The sequence below is a fragment of the Streptomyces spinosisporus genome, assembly GCF_022698145.1.
Taxonomy (GTDB): Bacteria; Actinomycetota; Actinomycetes; order Streptomycetales; family Streptomycetaceae; genus Streptomyces; species Streptomyces spinosisporus.
Map to the genome: position 1 here is coordinate 255088 of NZ_JALDAX010000003.1, position 19012 is coordinate 274099.

17 protein-coding genes are annotated in these 19012 nt (G+C 69.9%); 6 read left to right on the plus strand and 11 right to left on the minus strand.

Annotation, left to right across the window (positions count from 1 at the left end; genetic code table 11):
- The first annotated feature begins 30 nt into the window (after positions 1–30).
- Positions 31–1011, plus strand: a complete 981-nt coding sequence (locus MQN93_RS09335; protein ID WP_242709081.1) for an arabinan endo-1,5-alpha-L-arabinosidase — start codon at positions 31–33, stop codon at positions 1009–1011.
- Positions 1012–1038: 27 nt separating this feature from the next.
- Here MQN93_RS09335 and MQN93_RS09340 read toward each other — a convergent pair whose 3' ends face one another.
- The 8 genes from MQN93_RS09340 to MQN93_RS09375 form a co-directional block, all read right to left on the minus strand.
- A complete protein-coding gene (locus MQN93_RS09340; protein ID WP_242709082.1) occupies positions 1039–2628 on the minus strand; it encodes a pyridoxal phosphate-dependent aminotransferase in 1590 nt (529 codons plus the stop codon).
- Between the two features lie 137 nt (positions 2629–2765).
- The gene (locus MQN93_RS09345; protein WP_016435463.1) at positions 2766–3920 is read right to left on the minus strand and encodes an aldose epimerase family protein; all 1155 of its coding nucleotides are present in this window, start codon (positions 3918–3920) and stop codon (positions 2766–2768) included.
- A 56-nt stretch (positions 3921–3976) separates the two neighbouring features.
- Positions 3977–5224: a multiple monosaccharide ABC transporter permease gene (mmsB, locus tag MQN93_RS09350; RefSeq protein ID WP_016435464.1), complete on the minus strand. Its 1248-nt coding sequence runs from the start codon at positions 5222–5224 to the stop codon at positions 3977–3979.
- Complete coding sequence (gene mmsA, locus MQN93_RS09355; protein WP_016435465.1) at positions 5221–6771, minus strand: multiple monosaccharide ABC transporter ATP-binding protein; 1551 nt, start codon at positions 6769–6771, stop codon at positions 5221–5223. The genes mmsB and mmsA overlap by 4 nt, the downstream gene beginning before the upstream one ends.
- A gap of 50 nt (positions 6772–6821) precedes the next feature.
- Positions 6822–7928 carry a multiple monosaccharide ABC transporter substrate-binding protein gene (gene chvE / locus MQN93_RS09360; protein WP_242709083.1) on the minus strand — a complete coding sequence of 369 codons (1107 nt, stop codon included), beginning with the start codon at positions 7926–7928 and terminating at the stop codon, positions 6822–6824.
- 54 nt (positions 7929–7982) lie between these two features.
- Positions 7983–8951 carry a hypothetical protein gene (locus tag MQN93_RS09365; RefSeq protein WP_242709084.1) on the minus strand — a complete coding sequence of 323 codons (969 nt, stop codon included), beginning with the start codon at positions 8949–8951 and terminating at the stop codon, positions 7983–7985.
- Positions 8952–9064: 113 nt separating this feature from the next.
- Positions 9065–10069 carry a zinc-dependent alcohol dehydrogenase gene (locus MQN93_RS09370; protein ID WP_242709085.1) on the minus strand — a complete coding sequence of 335 codons (1005 nt, stop codon included), beginning with the start codon at positions 10067–10069 and terminating at the stop codon, positions 9065–9067.
- The gene (locus MQN93_RS09375; RefSeq protein WP_016435469.1) at positions 10066–11223 is read right to left on the minus strand and encodes a mandelate racemase/muconate lactonizing enzyme family protein; all 1158 of its coding nucleotides are present in this window, start codon (positions 11221–11223) and stop codon (positions 10066–10068) included. Before MQN93_RS09375 ends, MQN93_RS09370 begins: the two co-directional genes overlap by 4 nt.
- A gap of 299 nt (positions 11224–11522) precedes the next feature.
- On the opposite strand from MQN93_RS09375, the gene MQN93_RS09380 reads away from it, so the two are divergent.
- Positions 11523–12338 (plus strand): SCO2400 family protein, encoded by an 816-nt coding sequence (locus tag MQN93_RS09380; RefSeq protein ID WP_242709086.1) that lies wholly within the window; start codon positions 11523–11525, stop codon positions 12336–12338.
- Between the two features lie 45 nt (positions 12339–12383).
- Here the strand turns inward: MQN93_RS09380 and MQN93_RS09385 are convergent, their stop codons facing one another.
- Positions 12384–12821, minus strand: coding sequence for a MarR family winged helix-turn-helix transcriptional regulator (locus MQN93_RS09385; protein ID WP_016435472.1), 438 nt, complete (start codon positions 12819–12821; stop codon positions 12384–12386).
- Between the two features lie 100 nt (positions 12822–12921).
- On the opposite strand from MQN93_RS09385, the gene MQN93_RS09390 reads away from it, so the two are divergent.
- Together MQN93_RS09390 and MQN93_RS09395 are read left to right on the plus strand one after the other, a co-directional pair.
- The gene (locus MQN93_RS09390) at positions 12922–13920 is read left to right on the plus strand and encodes an NADP-dependent oxidoreductase (RefSeq protein ID WP_242709087.1); all 999 of its coding nucleotides are present in this window, start codon (positions 12922–12924) and stop codon (positions 13918–13920) included.
- A gap of 113 nt (positions 13921–14033) precedes the next feature.
- Positions 14034–14453, plus strand: coding sequence for an organic hydroperoxide resistance protein (locus MQN93_RS09395; protein ID WP_016435474.1), 420 nt, complete (start codon positions 14034–14036; stop codon positions 14451–14453).
- A 101-nt stretch (positions 14454–14554) separates the two neighbouring features.
- Here MQN93_RS09395 and MQN93_RS09400 read toward each other — a convergent pair whose 3' ends face one another.
- Positions 14555–15706, minus strand: coding sequence for a serine hydrolase domain-containing protein (locus tag MQN93_RS09400; RefSeq protein WP_242709088.1), 1152 nt, complete (start codon positions 15704–15706; stop codon positions 14555–14557).
- A 195-nt stretch (positions 15707–15901) separates the two neighbouring features.
- Between MQN93_RS09400 and MQN93_RS09405 the strand changes: the two genes are divergently transcribed.
- Both MQN93_RS09405 and MQN93_RS09410 read left to right on the plus strand, forming a co-directional pair.
- Positions 15902–16765 carry a hypothetical protein gene (locus MQN93_RS09405; protein ID WP_242709089.1) on the plus strand — a complete coding sequence of 288 codons (864 nt, stop codon included), beginning with the start codon at positions 15902–15904 and terminating at the stop codon, positions 16763–16765.
- A gap of 89 nt (positions 16766–16854) precedes the next feature.
- Complete coding sequence (locus MQN93_RS09410; protein ID WP_016435477.1) at positions 16855–17646, plus strand: EI24 domain-containing protein; 792 nt, start codon at positions 16855–16857, stop codon at positions 17644–17646.
- Here MQN93_RS09410 and MQN93_RS09415 read toward each other — a convergent pair.
- Positions 17636–18895: a pyroglutamyl-peptidase I gene (locus MQN93_RS09415; protein ID WP_242709090.1), complete on the minus strand. Its 1260-nt coding sequence runs from the start codon at positions 18893–18895 to the stop codon at positions 17636–17638. The genes MQN93_RS09410 and MQN93_RS09415 overlap by 11 nt on opposite strands.
- Between the last annotated feature and the right edge of the window lie 117 nt (positions 18896–19012).

A 19012-nucleotide genomic window follows, 5' to 3' on the forward strand; every position in this document is an offset into this window, starting at 1 on the left:
TTCCCATCCCCCACCCCAAGGAGCGCCGGCGTGAGTCGCACCCCCCGCACCTCCCGCACCAGGACCGCTCTCCTCGCCGTCCCCGCCGCCGTCCTGCTCGCCCTGATCCCGGGCACGGCGTCGGCGTATCCGAACCCCGGCAAGGTCACCGGCGATGTCGTCGTGCACGACCCGACGATGATCCGCACCTCGGCCGGGCGCTATCTGCTGTACGCCACAGGCGGCGGTCTGGGCTACAAGACCTCGACCGACCGGATCGCGTTCACCGCGGGCAGCGACGCGTTCCCGACCAAGCCCGGCTGGTGGTCGTCGTACGCCACCGAGGCCTGGGCCCCCGACATCTCGTACCACGGCGGCAAGTACCTGATGTACTACGCCGTTTCGACCTTCGGCTCCAACAAGTCCGCGATCGGGCTGGCCGGTTCGTCGACCGGGCTGCCCGGCTCCTGGACGGACTACGGCGTCGTCCACACCTCCACCACCTCCAGCGACTACAACGCCATCGACCCGAACCTCTTCGTCGACGACGACGGCAAGTGGTGGCTGTCCTTCGGCAGTTGGTGGACCGGGATCAAGATGATCCGGATCGACCCCGGCACCGGGAAGCAGCTCGCGTCCGACACCACCCGGTACTCCCTCGCCTCCCGCCCGACCGGGACCAAGGCCGTCGAGGCGCCGTACATCGTGAAGCGCGGCGGCTACTACTACCTCTTCGCCTCCTACGACACCTGCTGCGCCGGCACCAGCTCCACGTACAAGGTGAAGGTGGGCCGGGCCACGAGCATCACCGGGCCGTACTACGACAAGAGCGGCGTGGCGATGATGAACAACGGCGGCACACCCGTGCTGGAGACCCACGGCAGCATCATCGGCCCCGGCGGCCAGTCCATCATGAACGACTCCGACGGCGACCTGATCGTCTACCACTACTACGACGGCAACGACAACGGCACGCCCAAGCTCGGCATCAACCTGCTGAGCTGGTCGACGGGTTGGCCCGTGGCCTACTGAACCCCGCCGTCGAGCCCGTTCGCTCGCTCAGCCCGTCTGCCCCATCCCCGCGGCGTTCGGCCAGCTCTGGGCGTTGGGCCAGCCCGTCGCCGGGGCCGGGGTGAGGTCGGGGCCGGTGGTGCCCCGGACCTGGGCCGCGGTGAGGCCGCCGCGGGCCGGGACACCCGGAGGCGTCGGTCCGGGGGCCGGAGCGGGCACGGGCGCGGGAGCGGGCGCGGCGTACGGCGCGGGCGCAGGCACCGGCGTGGGTGTGGGCGCCGGAGCCGGTGCGGGCGTCGGCTCCGGGACCGGCTGCATCGGCGTCTGCGCCGGGAAACCCACCGGCTGCGCTGCCGCCGCCGCGGGTATCTGCGCCCCGTTGGTGCCGTTGCCCATGTGCTGCGCGGACTGCGCGGCGAGCGGCATGCCCGCCCCGTTGGTCGCGCCGACCAGCCGGTCCACGGCCGCCGTACCCGAGCTGTAGCTGGTCCCGGTGCCCAGCTCGGGTACGGCGGCTCCCCTCCTGGTCCCGTAGAGCACCTGTTCCAGGCCGGACACCAGGCGACGCACATCCACCTGTGGGCGCACCACGAGCCTCAGGAAGCGGCTGGACGAACCGATCTTGTTGCCGCACTCGCGGACCAGGATGCGGTGCTCGGTGAGCATCCGGTCCCGGACCACGGTGCCCTCGGCGCCCACGGGGAGGCGCACGAAGAGGAAGTTGCCCTGGGAGGGGTAGACCGTCAGCCCGGGCAGCGCCGAGAGTTGGCTGGCCATGTCGAGGCGGTCCCGGCGGACCTGCTGCAGGCTCTGCGCGTACTCGGTGCCGTGCTCCTTCAGCATGAACACCACGTGCTCGGCGAAGGAGTTGAGGTTCCACTTGGGCAGCATCGAGCGGACGCGGCCGGCGAGGGCGGGGTTGGCGACCAGATAGCCGAACCGTATGCCGTGCAGGCCGAAGTTCTTGCCGAGGCTGCGCAGCACGATGACGTTCGGGCGGATCATGGCCTCCTGGACGACGGACGGCTCGGTCTCCGCGTCCGCGAACTCCAGGAAGGACTCGTCGATGACGACCAGGTCCAGGTCGGCCATCGCGTCCATGAACTGCACCAGCGACTGCTTGTGCAGATAGCCGCCGTCGGGGTTGTTCGGGTTGCAGATCACCGCGACCCGGGTGCCGCGCTTGCGGATGAACTCGGCGTACTGGGCGAGGTCCAGGGCGAAGCCGTTCGACTCCTGCAGCGGGAACATGTCGACCCGCTTGCCGGTCTCCATCGGCTGGTCGGTCCAGCGGCCGAAGGTGGGGACGGGGATGGCGAGGGACTCACGGACCATCAGGTGGTCGATCCAGGTGATCAGCTCTGTCGAGCCGTTGCCCATCGCCACGCACTGCGGCGGAAGCTGGAGCAGGCTGCACAGTTCGGCCGTGATCGTGTCGGCGCTGCTCGGGTAGTACGTGATGATGTCCCGCAGCCGGGCGGCCATGTCCTCGAACATGGCCGGGGTGGGGAAATAGGGGTTGCACGGGATGCAGAAGTCCACGGGACCGGTTCCGTCACCGTCCTCACGCGCCAACGCCGCCATCGACGGGCTGTGTGCCGCAGTACTGCGGAACAGCGAGGTGACGTTGTCGGCCATGGAACCTCCGTATGGGGCGGGTCCGTCGGGGACATCGGACCCGTCGTGTCTGGGCGGCCCGCGCGGGGGAGCGCGGGCCGCCCTTACATACGGAGTCAGGGGTGACGCCGTTCAACCGATGTGAAGGAAGTATGACGTCACGCGCTGAACGAGTGGATCGTCGTCGTCCGGTACGTCTGACCAGGTCGGAGCACGGTCGACGGCCAGGACGGCTGGTTCGGCGAGTCCGGGAAGTGCTGTGTCTCCAGGCACATTCCGTCCCCCTGCCGATAGGTGCTGCCGGAGGTGCCGACGAGGGTTCCGTCGAGGAAGTTCCCGGAGTAGAACTGCACACCCGGCTGGTCCGTGGCGATCTTCAGGGTGCGGCCGGAACGCGGGTCGCGCAGCGTGGCGATGTGCTCGGGCCGCGCCGTGACGCCCTTGTCCAGGACCCAGTTGTGGTCGAAGCCCTTGGCCTGCACCTGCTGGGGGTGGCCGGCCCGGATGTCCCGGCCGACCGTCTTGCCCCTGCGGAAGTCGAAGGGGGTGCCCGCGACCTTCGCCAGTTCGCCGGTGGGGATCAGGCCCGCGTCGGTGGGCGTGTAGCGGGACGCGGCGATCGTGAGCTCGTGGTCCTCGATCGTGCCCGTGCCCTCGCCGGCGAGGTTCCAGTACGTGTGGTTGGTGAGGTTGACGACGGTCGGCTTGTCGGTGGTGGCCTCGTAGTCGATGCGCCAGTCACCGTGCCGGTTCAGCGTGAAGGTGACCTTGGTGCGCAGCGTGCCGGGGTATCCCATCTCGCCGTCGATGCTGGTGTAGTGCAGATGCAGGCCGACGTCGGAGCCGGAGGTGAAGCCCTCGACGTCCCACACCTTGGTGTTGAAGCCCTTGGCGCCGCCGTGCAGGCTGTTCTCCCCGTCGTTGACGTTGAGCTGGTACGTCTTGCCGTCCAGGGTGAACCGGCCCTTGGCGATGCGGTTGCCGTAGCGCCCGATCGTCGCGCCGAAGAAGGTGGTGCCGACGACATAGGCCGCGAGGTTGTCGTAGCCGAGCGAGACATTGGCGTAGCGGCCGTGCCGGTCGGGGATCTCCAGGGACTGGATGATGCCGCCGTAGGAGAGGACCTTCAGCCGGGTGCCGCCGTTCTCCAGGGACCAGCGGTAGACCTTGGTGCCGTCGTCGAGCTTGCCGAAGAGCTCCTTGACCGGCCCCCGGCCCCCCGAGGAGGCCTGGGCGGTGCCCGTGCCGAGCGTGGTCGCGGCGATGCCTGCCGCCGCGGCGCCTGCGATGACTGTTCGTCTGTTCAGTTCCATGGAGCGGCTCCCGTGAAGGGGTGGGGCCCCGCCGTGGCGGCGGGGCCCGAGCTGACTTACGAACCGGACTTGCGCTTGTTCCACACGTCGAAGCCGACCGCGGCCAGCAGGGCGAGGCCCTTGATGACCTGTTGCCAGTCGGTGCCGACGCTCAGGAGGTTCATGCCGTTGTTCAGCACGCCGAGGACGAGACCACCGATGATCGCGCCGAGGACGGTGCCCACACCGCCGCTCATGGACGCACCACCGATGAACGACGAGGCGATGGCCTCGAGTTCGAAGTTCAGGCCCGCCTTCGGAGACGCCGCGTTCAGACGGGCCGCAACGACCAGACCCGCCAGGGCCGCGAGCACGCCCATGTTGAGGAAGACAAGGAAGGTGACCTTCTTGTCCTTGACGCCGGACAGCTTCGCCGCCGGCAGGTTGCCGCCGATCGCGTAGATGTGACGGCCGAAGACCGCGTTGCGCATGACGTAGCCGTAACCGACCACCAGCACACCGAGGATGATCAGGATGATCGGCGCGCCCTGGTAGCTGGCAAGCAGGAGCGTCACCGCGAGGATCGCCGCGCCGATGGCGACCAGCTTCAGCAGGAAGGCGTTGCGGGGCAGGACGTCGAGGGAGAACTCCTGCTCGCGCCTGCGGTCGCGGACCTCCTGGTAGATGACGAAGGCCAGCAGGACCAGGCCCAGCAGCAGGGTGAGGTTGTGGTAGTTGGTGTTCGGGCCGACCTCCGGCAGGAAGCCGTTGCCGAGCTTCTGCAGTCCGTCCGGGAACGGGCCGAGGGTCTGGCCCTTGAGGAAGATCTCCGTCAGACCGCGGAAGAGCAGCATTCCGGCGAGCGTGACGATGAACGACGGTATGCCCAGATAGGCGATCATGAAGCCCTGCAAGGAGCCCGCGACCGCGCCCACCAGCAGGCACAGCACCAGGGCGACGGGCCAGGCCACGCCGTGCTGGACCGTCAGCACGGCCGCGAACGCGCCGACGAACGCCGTCAGCGATCCGACGGACAGATCGATGTGGCCCGCGATGATCACCAGCATCATGCCGATCGCGAGGATCAGGATGTAGCTGTTCTGCAGCACCAGGTTGGAGACGTTGCGCGGCAGCAGCAGGTCGCCGCCGGTCCACACCTGGAACAGGACCACGATCAGGCCGAGCGCGATCAGCATGCCGTACTGCCGCATGTTCCGGCGCAGACCGCCGAGGACCAGCTGCAGCAGGCCGCCGCCCGCACCCGGCCCCCCGCTCCTGCCGGGCGGCGCCGAGGCCGGGACCTTGTCCGTCACATCCGTGCTCATCGGGTTACCTCTTTGTCCTTCGTCATCTGGCGCATCAGCACTTCCTGCGTGGCCTCGGCCCGCGGGACCTCGCCCGTCAGCCGCCCGGCGGCCATGGTGTAGATGCGGTCGCACATGCCGAGCAGCTCCGGCAGCTCGGAGGAGATGAAGACGACCGCCTTGCCCTCGGCGGCCAGTTGGTCGATGACCGTGTAGATCTCGTACTTGGCGCCCACGTCGATCCCGCGCGTCGGCTCGTCCAGGATCAGCACCTCGGGACCCGCGAAGATCCACTTGCTGAGGACGACCTTCTGCTGGTTGCCGCCGGACAGCTTGCCCACCGGCTCGAAGACGGTCGGCGCCTTGATGTTCATCGACGTGCGGAAGCGCTCGGCGACCTTGCGCTCCTCGTGCTCGTCGACCACTCCGCGGCTGGCGACCTTGTTCAGCGCGGTCAGCGAGATATTGCGGTTGATGGTGTCGATGAGGTTGAGGCCGTAGTGCTTGCGGTCCTCCGTGACGTACGCGATGCCGTTCTTGACCGCCTCGGAGACGGTCTTCGTACGGATCTCCCGGCCGTCCTTGAGGACCGTGCCGCCCGCGTGCCGGCCGTAGGTGCGCCCGAAGACGCTCATGGCCAGCTCGGTGCGGCCCGCGCCCATCAGGCCCGCGATGCCGACGATCTCCCCGCGGCGCACCTGGATCGACACGTCGTCGACGACCTTGCGCTGCTGGTCGATCGGATGGTGGACGGTCCAGTTGCGGATCTCCAGGGCCGGGGCCGCGTCCGGCTCGCCCTCGAACGGGGTGCGCTCGGGGAAGCGGTGGTCGAGGTCGCGGCCGACCATCCCTGAGATGATCCGGTCCTCGGTGGTCTCCGGCGCCTTGACGTCGAGGGTCTCGATGGACCGGCCGTCGCGCAGGATCGTCACCGAGTCGGCGACCCGGCGGATCTCGTTGAGCTTGTGGGAGATGATGATCGAGGTGATGCCCTGCTTCTTCAACTCCAGGATGAGATCGAGGAGTTTGCCGCTGTCCTCGTCGTTGAGCGCCGCGGTCGGCTCGTCGAGGATGAGCAGCTTCACCTTCTTCGACAGCGCCTTGGCGATCTCCACCAGCTGCTGCTTGCCCACGCCGATGTCGGCGATCCGGGTCTCCGGGTGGTCGGTCAGACCGACCCGGCGCAGCAGTTCGGTGGCGTGCTTGAGCGTCTCCCTCCAGTCGATCAGCCCGCGCCGCGCGTGCTCGTTGCCGAGGAAGATGTTCTCGGCGATCGACAGGAACGGCACGAGTGCCAGCTCCTGATGGATGATCACGATGCCGTGCTGCTCGCTCGCCCGGATGTCCTTGAACTCGCAGGTCTCACCTTCGAAGAGGATGTCGCCCTCGTAGGTGCCGTGCGGATGGACGCCGGAGAGCACCTTCATCAAGGTGGACTTTCCGGCGCCGTTCTCACCGCAGATGGCATGGACCTCGCCCTGACGGACCGTCAGCGTGACGTCCGACAGCGCCTTCACACCGGGAAAGGTCTTGACGATCGAGCGCATTTCCAGGACGGGTCCCGCCATGGTCGTGCCCTTTCACTCCGTAGGAACGGCCGAGGTGTCGGCCGGCGGGACTACTGCAGCTCGCTGGCCTTGTAGTAGCCGGTGTCGACCAGTTCCTTGGTGTAGTTGGTCTTGTCGACGCTCACGGGCTGCAGCAGCATGGCCGGGACGACCTTGGTGCCGTTGTCGTACGTCTTGGTGTCGTTGACCTCGGGCTTCTTGCCGTTGAGTACGTCGTCGACCATGCTCGAGGCGACATCGGCGAGCTTGCGGGTGTCCTTGTAGACGGTCTGCGTCTGCTGGCCCGCGATGATCGACTTCACCGAGGCGAGCTCGGCGTCCTGGCCGGTGATGACCGGCAGCGGCTTGCTGGAGGAACCGTAGCCGTCCGACTTCAGGGCGGCGAGGACACCGATGGAGATGCCGTCGTACGGCGAGAGGACCGCGTCGACCTTGGCGCTGCCGTAGGTCGAGGTGAGGATGTCCTCCATGCGCTTCTGCGCGGTGGCGCCGTCCCAGCGAAGCGTCGTGACCTGGGTGAGCTTGGTCTGGCCGGACTTGACGACGAGCTTCTTCTTGTCGATGTAGGGCTGCAGCACGCTCATCGCGCCGTTGAAGAAGTACTTGGTGTTGTTGTCGTCGTTGGAGCCGGCGAACAGCTCGATGTTGAAGGGGCCCTTGCCGTCCTTCAGGCCCAGCTTGTCGACGATGTAACTGGCCTGCAGCTCACCGACCTTGGTGTTGTCGAAGGACGCGTAGTAGTCGACGTTCTTCGTGCCGAGGATCAGCCGGTCGTAGGCGATCACCGGGATCTTGGCGTCGGCGGCCTGCTGCAGCACGTTGTTCAGCGACTTGTTGTCGATGGCCGCGACGATCAGTCCCTTGACGCCCTGCGTGATCAGGTTCTCGATCTGCGAGACCTGCTGGTCGGGGTCGTCCTCGCCGTAGACCAGCTTGGTCTTGTAGCCCTTGGCCTTGAGGTTCTTGACGACGTTGTTGCCGTCCGCGATCCACCGCTCGGAGGACTTGGTGGGCATGGCGATGCCGATGGTGCCGCCCTTGGCGCTGCCCTTGTCCTCTTTGCTCCCGCCCTTACTGTTCTGACCGCAGGCGGACAGCGTGAGAGCGAGAGAGGCGGCTCCGGCCATGAGGGCAAGGGCGCTTCTACGAGTGCGCATGTGACCATTCCTTGTTCGTGTCGGCGTTGACAACTTCTGGGACCCGGCGAGGGGCTATGCGGCGGGGAAGCGGTTGAGCGGTCCGGGCAGCCGGGAGCCGAGCGGCGCCATGTTGCCGTCCGCACCGTGCCGGGCGAGCAGGTCGAGAGCGAGGCGGCCGCGCCGCACCCGCTCCCGGGCGGTGTCCAGGGTCACGTCCCGCAGGTGGGTGCCCCACGGGTAGATGCCGGGAGCCTTGGACAGACCGAACTTCAGATAGAGCGGGGCGCCGCGCCGGATCAGCTCGGCGACCTCGTACATCCGGACGTAGCCGCCGAGGTCGTCGGGGGCCTCGATGTACATGTCCATGGGGGCGGCGGAGACCCGCCGGATCTCGGTGAGGTGATCGAGCGTCAGATCACTGGGCACGTTGACGGAGTCGGCGCCCAGGTGCTCGAAGACCGCGTACGACGCCGGGTTGACCGGCCCCACGAGCGCGGACACCTTCAGCGTGGTGTCGGCCGGGATGATCCCGGCGGTGCGCGCCCGGTGCAGTGTCCACAGCACGCCCTCGTCGGCGACGAGCAGGCACGTGACGCCCAACTCCGTTGCCCGGACGGCGTCTTCGATACATCCGGCGACGGCGTCGTGTCCGCGGGCGCGCAGCCCGGCGCCGCGCGAGTCGGAGCGCACGGAGCCGCCGATGTCCCAGGTGCCGCGCGGGCCGGTGAACAGGCAGAGCTCGATGTCGCGTTCGGCCGTCGCCTCGACCATCTCGGTGATCTCGGCGTCGGTCAGCATCCACACACCGCTGCCCTGGCTGATCCGGTGGATCGGCACGTCCAGACGGGAGGACTCCTTGAGCACGACGGCCAGCGCTTCGGGACCCTCGCACGAGGGGATCTCGGTGCGCCAGCGGCCACCGCCGGGGAAGGTGTGCGGCGAGGCGTCGGCGGGGTCGAGGGCGGGCGCACCCAGACCGAGAGCGGTGAGCACCTGCTCACCGGGTCGGCGGGCCGCCGTGGCGGAAGCGTCGGTCGTCACAAGCTGTCCTTCGTGTTCGATATTTCGGACAAGGTTCGCGGCTCGGGGTAGGAAAAAGCCTTGGGTGTACGCCGGTACGGGGACCGTCAGGTCGCCCCCGTACCGGCGTACGGCTAGGGGCGGAGCAGCACCTTGCCCACTTTCGGATCGCCGGACCCGACCAGCTCTATGGCCTTCGGGAACTCCTCCAGCGGCAGTTCGTGGGTGACGAGCGGCACCGGGTCGAGCAGACCGGCCCCGAACACCCGCACCGTGTGCGCCCAGGCGTCCGGCGGCGCCCCGAAGACGGTGTGCACCTCCAGCTGCCGTACGACCAGGTCGGTCGGGTCGAGCCCCTCGGCGCCCGGTGCCGGGATGCCCGTGAGGACCAGCCGTCCGCCGCGCCTGAGCAGCGAGGCGGCGGTGCGCGCGGCGGACGCGGACCCTGCGGTCTCGATCACGACGTCGACGTCGTCCGGGAGTTGTTGGTCCCTGGTGCGGAAGTCGGTGGCGCCGAAAGTTCTCGAAAGCTCCGCGCGGTCGGGGCGGGTGCCGACGACCAGCAGCTCGGCCGGTGATCCGGCCTTGAGGAACTGCACGGCGAACATGCCGAGCGTGCCGGTGCCGACGACCGCGACCCGCTCGCCCGGCCGGGCGTTCGCCTTGATCGCCGCGGCGGCGATGCAGGCGGCGGGCTCCAGCAGGGCGGCGGCGGTGAGATCCGCGTCGTCGGGCAGCGCGTGCAGCAGCCGCGCGGGGAGGGTGAGCGTGGCGGCCATCGCGCCCGGCTGGGTGAACCCGGTCTCCTCGTACCCGGCGCTGCACAGCGTGGTCTCGCCCGCGTGGCAGCGGTCGCACACCTGGCAGTTGCGGAAGCCCTCGCCGACGACCTTGCGGCCCACGAGAGCCGGCGGCACGCCGGCACCCACCGCCTCGACCGTCCCGGACCACTCGTGGCCGGGGGTGAGGGGGTAACGGACGTACCCCTCGGGCCGGTTGCCCTGGTACACCTCGCGGTCGCTGCCGCAGATGCCGACGGCGTGCACGCGCACGAGCGCCTCGCCCGCGCCGGGTTCACGGGGCGTGTGCGCGGTCAGCCGGTGCTCGCCGGGCCCCTCGACGACGACGGCGCCGCTCACTTCGTGTCCTTCGGCTTGCGCTGCTCCCAGCCGTCGGCCCACAGGTCGAACCGGGCCTGCTGCTGCGGGAACTCGGCGGCCGCGTCGACGTCGAGCTCGACGCCGAGCCCGGGCGCGTCCGAGAGGTGGAAGTAGCCGTCCACGACCTGCGGCGCCCCCTTGACGACCTTCTTGATCTCGGCGTCCGCGAAGTCGTTGAAGTGCTCCAGGATCTTGAAGTTGGGGGAGGTGAAGCCGACCTGGAGCGAGGCGGCGGTGAGCACGGAGCCGCCGACGTTGTGCGGCGCGACGAGCATGTAGTGGGTCTCGGCGGTCGCGGCCAGCTTCCGCGTCTCCCAGATGCCGCCGATGTGGCCGACGTCCGGCTGGATGATGTCGGCGGCCTGGCTCTCGAACAGCTCGCGGAACTCGATGCGATCGTGAATCCGCTCACCGGTGGCGACCGGCATGTCCACCTTCGCGGCGACCTTCTCCAGCGCCTTGAGGTTCTCCGGCGGTACGGGCTCCTCCAGCCAGGCGGGCTTGAAGGGCGCGAGCTCGTGCGCGAGACGGACGGCGGTGGCGGGGGAGAACCGGCCGTGCATCTCCAGCATCAGCTCGGCCTCGGGCCCGATGGCGTCGCGCACGGCCTCGATCAGCGAGACGGCGTACAGCGTCTGCTCGTGGTCGAGCTCGAAGTGCCCGGTCCCGAAGGGGTCGATCTTCAGCGCCCGGTACCCGCGCTCCATGACTCCCTGGGCGGCCTTGTGATAGGCCTCCGGGGTCCGCTCCGTGGTGTACCAGCCGTTGGCGTACGCCTTGACCTTGTCGGTCACCCGGCCGCCCAGCAGCTGCCAGACGGGCACGCCGAGGGCCTTGCCCTTGATGTCCCAGCAGGCCATCTCGATCACCGCGATGCCGGACATCACGATCTCGCCGGCCCGGCCGTAGTCGCCGTACTTCATACGGCGGACGAGGTCTTCCACGGCGAACGGATCGGAGCCCAGAATGTGGTTGGCCTCCGCCTCGTGCAGATAGCCGATCAGCGCGTCGGTGTGGCCCAGCATGCGGGTCTCGCCGACTCCCGTGATCCCCTCGTCGGTGTGCACCTGGACGTAGGTCAGGTTGCGCCAGGGCGTCCCGACCACGTGTGTGCTGATTCCGGTGATGCGCACGGCAGTTGTCCCTCGCGGATCGACGGCTCTTACGGTGTGTTCGAAATCTCGTCACACGTTCGAAATGCTGGCGTGACAGTAAGGACGGGGCGGCGGGGGTGTCAATGGGTCGAACAGATAACGGTTTCGACACTGCTTTCGGTGCGCTTTTCGGCGGCGGTTTCGGTGCGATCGGGGGAGATGCCCGACACGCCCTGCCGGATTCCTCAACTCGCCGCGCCGGAACGGGCAGTTCCGCACACAACTTTCACAGGTGTGACTATGAACGTTGCCTGTGAGGAACTTAGTCTTCCGGCGTCATGGACTACTGCCACCCGTGCCGACGGCACCTGAATGGCGCCCTCGCCTGTCCGGGGTGCGGCGCACAGGTCGAACAACTCCGCGCGCACGCGGAGCGCGACGGCGCGCCCGCGTACGCGGGTGAGCGCGCGGGCGGTGCGTACGAGGGCCACGAGGGCGGGTACGGCGGCGCGCAGAGCCCCTACGAAGCCGACGCCGAGGACGAGGACGAGGGCGCCGAGGACGACGAGTCCGCCGACGAGCGGCCGGCGGGCCGCGCCGCCGCACGGCGTGCCCAGGGCCGCGGACGCGGCCGGGGCGGCCGGGGCGCCGAAGGCCCCGCGGGCGGCGCCAGCCGCCGCGACCGCAAGGCCGCGGCCCACCGCAGGCGCCGCCGCCGGGTCCTGCTGATCACCGCGGCCTGCGCGCTCGCGGCGGGTGGCCTCAGCCTCGCCGAACTGGGTGTCGACGCCCCCTTCAGCACGCCCAAGCCGGCCGCGGCCGGCGACGAGTCGGCGGAGGGTGCGGCGGCGTCGGAGGTGGGCGGGAAGTCCGGGCCGAGCGACGGCGCGACCGGCGCGGGAGCGTCGGGCGGCGCTACGTCGCCGACCGCGTCCCCCTCCGCCTCGAAGTCCCCGAAGGACAAGGCGAAGAAGGACAAGTCCGACACGGACTCCCCGACCGCCACACCGAGCCGGGCCCCCGGAACCACACCCCCGGCGGCCACACCCCCACCGTCGAACCCGACCCCGACCTCGGCCCCCACCCACTCCAACCCGACGCCGACTCCCACCCCTACAGAGACGTGCAAGCGGTTCCTGTGGTGGTGTTCGTAGCGGACGGCCGCTGCAAGGTGCGGCGCCGCAAAATGGCCGCCAGTTCTACGCGTCCATCATCCGCCGTAGCAAATCCCGCAAAGACAACCGCTCTTCGTCCGACAGCCCCGCCAGGGGCTCCCGTGCGAAGCGCAGTCCGTCGCGCAGTTCGCGGGCGACGCGCAGCCCGTCGTCGGTCGCGGCGGCCAGCTTGATGCGGCGGTCGGCCGGGTCGGGACGCCGCTCCACCAGGCCGCGCGCCTCCAGGCGGTCGACGATCCCGGTGACGTTCGACGGCTCGCACTTCAGCTTCTGCGCCAGCTTGCGCATCGGCAGCGGCTCCAGCGACAGCAGGCTCAGCAGCCGGGCCTGCGCGCCGGTCAGCGCGTGTTCGGCGGCCGCCTCCTCGTAGTCCGCGTAGAACCGGGACACGACATCGCCGATCAGCTCGACGACCTCCAGGGTGAGGGCGTCGGGGCGGCGCGTCTTCTCAGGGGTGGGCATGGCACCAGGATACCCCTTTACTTGACAATCTGAAATATTCAGGAGCATGGTTGTTTCAGGTACTGAAACATTTTCCCCATGCCCAGGAAAGGCGCTCGTCATGATCAACCGCGAATGGCACCTGCTCAGCCGCCCCGTCGGCTGGCCCAAGCCCGAGGACTTCGCCCTGGTCGAGACGGAGGCCCCGGCGCCGGGCGAGGGCCAGGTGCTGGTGCGGAACAAGTACCTCTCCGTCGACCCCTATATGCGTGGCCGGATGAGCGACGCCAAGTCCTACGTCGCGCCCTTCGAGCTCGGCAAGGTCATGCAGGGCGGCGCGGTCGGCGAGGTCGTCGCCTCCAACGCCGAGGGCATCGCGGTCGGCGACCACGTCCTGCACGTCTTCGGCTGGCGCGAATACGCGGTCATGGACGCCAGGCACGCCGTCAAGGTCGACCCCGAGGCCGCGCCGCTGAGCACGTACCTCGGCGTCCTCGGCATGACGGGCCTGACGGCGTACGCGGGCCTGCTGCGGGTCGGCGCCTTCAAGGAGGGCGACGCGGTCTTCGTCTCCGGTGCCGCCGGCGCGGTCGGCAGCCAGGTCGGCCAGATCGCGAAGCTCAAGGGCGCCTCGCGGGTCATCGGCTCCGCAGGCTCCGACGAGAAGGTCGAGCTGCTGATCGAGGAGTACGGCTTCGACGCCGCCTTCAACTACAAGAACGGCTCCGTCCGCGAGCAGCTGAAGCAGGCCGCCCCCGACGGAATCGACGTCTACTTCGACAACGTCGGCGGCGAGCACCTGGAGGCCGCGATCGGCGCGCTCAACCTGCGCGGCCGGGCCGTGATCTGCGGCATGATCTCGCAGTACAACGCGACCGAGCCGACCCCCGGCCCGCGCAACATGGTCAAGATCCTGCAGAACCGGCTGCGCGTCGAGGGTGTCCTCGTCGGCGACCACTACGACCTGCAGCCCGAGTTCGTCCGGGAGGTCGGCCCCTGGGTCGCCTCGGGCCGGCTGAAGTACCGCGAGACGGTCGTCGAGGGCATCGAGAACAATCTGGAGGCCTTCCTCGGCGTCCTGCGCGGCGCCAACACCGGCAAGATGATCGTCAAGCTCTGAGCTCCTCCGCCAGCGGGTCCCTTCTGTCAATTTCCGGTATGCGATAACTTCTTTCCGAAACCGTCGTCGATCGTGGGCGCGAGTCGCGGCGGACCGAGGAGGAAGACACCCGCATGTCCATCCAGCAGACCGACGTCCTCTACACCGCCGTCGCCACCGCCGAGAACGGCCGGGACGGCCGGGTCGCCACCGACGACGGCAGGCTCGACGTCGTCGTGAACCCGCCCAAGGAGATGGGCGGCAACGGCGCCGGCACCAACCCGGAGCAGCTCTTCGCCGCCGGGTACAGCGCCTGCTTCCAGGGCGCCCTGGGCGTCGTCGCCCGCCGGGAGAAGGCGGACATCTCCGGTTCGACGGTCACCGCGAAGGTCGGCATCGGCAGGAACGACGACGGATTCGGCATCATCGTCGAGATCTCGGCCGAGATCCCGAACGTCGACGCGGCCACCGCCGAGGACCTCCTGGCCAAGGCGCACCAGGTCTGCCCGTACTCGAAGGCGATCCGCGGCAACATCACCGTGACGCTTGCCTGACGGCGCTCGTTGCGTACGACGGAGGCCGCATCCCTGGACGTGGGGTGCGGCCTCCACCATGTCGTGTCCCGGGCGCCGTGCCCGGGGCGCGGTGTCCGGAGTCAGAGCGCGAGTGCCGCGGTGTGCACCGCCCTGATCAGCCGCTCGTTCTCCGGCGCGGCCCCGCCCGGGTAGGCGCAGCGCCGCCGGGTGTAGCCGTAGGCCAGGCCGCTGCGCGGATCGGCGAACGCCTGGGAGCCGCTCGCCCCGCTGTGCCCGAAGGCACCGGCACCCAGGAACGGGTACCAGGCCTCGGCCGTCGCCTGGAAACCGAGGCCGAAGGCCCGGTGGGCGCGGCTGACCAGGTCGTGGCCGACCGAGTGGATCTGCCCGACCTCGGCGATCGTGTCCGGCTTCAGCAGCGGAGGCCGCCCGCCGACCTCGCTGATCGCCGCCGCGTACATCCCGGCGAGCCCGCGTGCGGCGGCCACTCCGCCCGCGGACGCCGGGCCCTTGGCGCGCACGGTACGGGAGTTGGCGTGATCCTCCAGCGCGGGCGGCTCGGGCACATGGGTGTTGTACGCGATCGAGGTGAGCGAGTGCGGCCCGCTCGGCGCCGCGTCCAGCACGGCCTGCTGCTTCGGTGTCGGAGCCATCGGCTGCACGGAGCGGAAGCGGGGCTCCAGCGCCTCGGGCAGCCCGAGGAAGAAGTCCAGGCCGTACGGCGCCCTGATCCGCTCCTCGTAGACCTCCTGGAGCGTGCGGCCCGTGGCCCTGCGCACCACCTCTCCGGTCAGCGCGCCGATCACGAACGCGTGATAGCCGAAGGCGGTGCCCGGACGCCAGAACGGCCGCTGGTCGGCGAGCCGTTCGGCGATCACCCGGTCGTCGGCCAGCTCCTCCGCGCTGAACCCGGCATCCAGGCCGATCAGCCCGGCACGGTGCGTGAGCAGGTCCCGCAGCGTCAGCGCCGCCTTGCCCTCCGCCCCGAACTCCGGCCAGTAGTAGGTCACTCTGCGCTCCAGCTCCAGCGTGCCGTCCTGCACGAGCAGCGCGACGACCAGGTGTGCCGCGCCCTTCGTCGACGAGAAGACGCCGTAGAGGGACCCGGCGTCGTTGTCGTCACCGGCCCACAGGTCGACGACCTTTCTGCCGTGCACATGGGCGCACAACTGTCCTTCGTAGTCCGGCAGTTCCCCCGCGACGAACGCGGCGAACTCCTCCCGCACCGCCTCGAAGCCGGCGGCGACGGTGCCGTGGATCTCTCGCGTCATCCGTTCTCCTCAACCTCGGCGGCCGTTCCTGCGTACCGAACAGCACGTAGATCGGTACGGCGCGGTGTCCCTGTTCGACTCAACGGCAACAACCGGGAGTTCATGTCACGGATGCCATGGATGACACATCCCGGACGGGCAAATGGGGGCATCCTGAGGGCGACGGCCGCCCACCGTGAGCCGAGGAGAGCCCCCATGGCGACGATCCCACCGCTGCCCAGCAGGGACGACGTGCTGCGCCTGGCACGCAGCACGACCGACATCACCGGCCAGCTCCTGGACACCGCAGGCAACCTCACCAGGATCGCGGTGAACACCTTCGACCCGCGTGACGGTTCGGGCCCGGAGGTGCTGCGCGTGCTGCGTGAGACCACCGCGGAGCTGGCCGAGGCGAGTGCGTCGCCGCAGGCCCAGGAGGCCTTCTACCGCATCGTCGACACCCTGACCCGGCTCGGCACGAGCGGGGCGCCGCTGGCGGTGCACCCGGTGAGCGAACCGGCGCAGGCGCTGCTCACCGCGCTCGGCGACAGCCTGCTGCCCGTGCTGGACGCGGTCGAGCCGGCCGTCGAGGAGTTCGCGGACGCGCTCGGCGACCTGGTCGAGGCGACGTCCCCGCTGCTGCCCGCTGCGGCGGGCCTGGCCGCGGGGGCGCTGCTCGCCGTGACGCCCGTGCTGCGGTCCGCGGCGGACGTGCTGCGCGACTCCTCGCCCGAACTCGCCCGGATCGCCGACGCGCTGACCACGGCGCTGGCCCCGCTGATGCCGCTCCAGGTCGCTCTCGCGGAGCGTGCGGCCGCCGCCGGGGCCGGGCTGGTCGGTGCCGCGCTCACCCCGCTGGCCGACCTCGCGGAGGCGGCGGCCGCCTCCACGAAGGCCGTCCGGCCGGTCCTGGTGGCGGGGGAGGAGATGCTGGTGTCGGGCCTGGGGCGGATCCAGCCCGCGCTGCTCGCCGGCGCGTCGCGGGCCGGACGGCTGGCGCGGGCGGGAGCGGTCCGGGTGTCCGCGGCGGTGTCGCCCGCGGTCGAGCGGGGCGTCGTGGTGGCCGTCACGCCCGCGTAGGGCCCCGTGTGGTGTGCGGTGCGGGCCGCTGTGTCTGCCGAGCAGTGCGCGGTGCGGGCCGGGCGTGCGGTCCTCGGTAGAGTTCCCCCATGCGTGATCTTGGGGCGGGCTTCAGCTATCTCCTGAAGGGTCAGCGGTGGGTGGCCCGGCACGGCAGGCAGTACGGATTCGGGCTGGTGCCGGGGCTGGTGACCCTCGTCCTGTACGCGGCCGCGCTGGTCGCGCTCGCGCTGTGGGGCGAGGACGCGGTGGGCTGGGCGACGCCGTTCGCCGACGGCTGGCCGAGTCCGTGGCTCGGCCTGTTCCGCGGGTTCCTCACCGCCGTGCTGTTCGCGCTCGGTCTGCTCCTCGCCGTCGTCACCTTCACCGCGGTCACGCTCCTGATCGGCCAGCCCTTCTACGAGAACCTCTCGGAGAAGGTCGACCGCGACGTCTCCCCGGACGGCACCGCCCCCGAGTCCGGCCTTCCGCTCTGGCGCGAACTGTGGATCTCGGCCCGCGACAGCCTGCGGATCGTCGTGCGCGCGGCCCTGTGGGGCATCCTGCTCTTCGCCTGCGGCTTCATCCCGTTCGTCGGCCAGAGCGTCGTCCCGGTGATCGGGTTCTTCGTCACCGGCTTCTTCCTCACCGAGGAACTGGCCGGGGTGGCCCTGCAGCGCCGCGGCGTCGAACTGCGGGAGCGCCTCGCCCTGCTGCGCTCCCGCAAGACCCTGATCTGGGGCTTCGGCACACCCCTGGCGGCGGCCTTCGTCGTCCCCTTCGTCGCGGTGTTCCTGATGCCGGGCGCGGTCGCGGGCGCGACGCTGCTGGCCCGCGAACTGCTCGGCGAGGAGATCGACGAGGACGGCGCCGCCGAGGAGCCGCAGGACGTCACTCCCTGACGGGCGTCGCCGTCTCGATCGCCACGGTCAGGATCGCCCGGAACTGCGCGACGATGTCCTGCCGGTTCTGCAGGAACTGCGGATCGGTGACCGTCCCGGTCGCCGGGTCCGTGTTGCCCGTCCCGAACTGCAGCACCGGGGTGTGCACATGGCCGCCCGGCAGGGTGTCGTGCAGCCCGAGCCGGTCGCGCAGCAGCGTGGCGCGATAGGCGATCTCGTTGGACAGGTAGTCGCCGCCGCCTCCGGCGCGCGCGGTCGAGCCGGGGGTGGGGCCGTCGGGGCGTACGACGGGATCGGTGCCGCCGGCCGGGATCTCGGTCACCTCGGTGTGGTCGTACACCGGGAAGCGTCCCGTGTCCGCGCTCACGATCTCCTTGTACGGCAGGGTCGTCGACGTCCACTGCGGCTGTGAGGCGGGGTCGGTGACCGGGACGGTCTCGGTCCTGCTGACGTTGTCGTTGTCCGGGAAGCCGCCCCGCCAGGCCCCGTTGGTGCGCTCCACGTCGAACCGGCCGACCCGGCCCTGGCTCACGGTGGTGAACAGGTCCACCTTCTTCAGATACGGCCGCAGCGTCCGCTCCACGGTCAGATCGGCGAAGTCCCGCCAGCGCACCGGGAACACGACCGTCTCCACCCGGGCGGGCCCGTCCGCGGTCTGCACCACCGTGCCGTCGAGCGCGAGTGCGGTGGCCCCGGAGGGGTTGGAGATCCGGATGTCCCGGTCGAGCGTGAACGGGTCGAAGCCGGTGACCAGGACCCGCCGCTCTCCCTTGCGGTGCGGATAGCGCACGTCCGTGCCGCCGCGCGAGGTCCGCTCCAAGTCGTCGATCAGGTCCGCCCGTTGCCCGTCGCTGAGCTGGAACTCCGGCTCCCAGGTGCGCACTTCACGGGTCAGCCCGAGGCGCGCCCAGTACAGCGGCCGGTCGTCGTCCCGGCTGAGGTCCCCGCCCGCCGGACCCCGGCCCTGCACCCGGTCCACCGCCCGGCGCCACAGCGCGCCCCCTTCACGCAATACAACCCGGCGGGCCTCGCCGTAGGAGTGCGCCCGGTCCAACTCCCGGGCCAGGCGCGGTGTCACGTCATCGAAGCCGGACCTGCGCAGGATCTCCTGGGGCACCGCCTTGTCGAGCCGCTGCTCCTCGACCGTCGGGGAGGGGGCGGCCTCGGCCACCGCCGTCCCCACCGGCACCGCAAAGCCCGCGACCAACGCCACTCCAATGATGCCGATCCGAACACGTAGAGAGCTCAAGGCCGTCAGGTCCTTCCGTCGCCGTGGTGGGGGAGCATGGTGCGACGGTTGGCAGTATGACGTGCGGGAAGTGGTCTACGCCATGGGGCGGTTGAGGCTGGCGGGGATCCTGGTCAC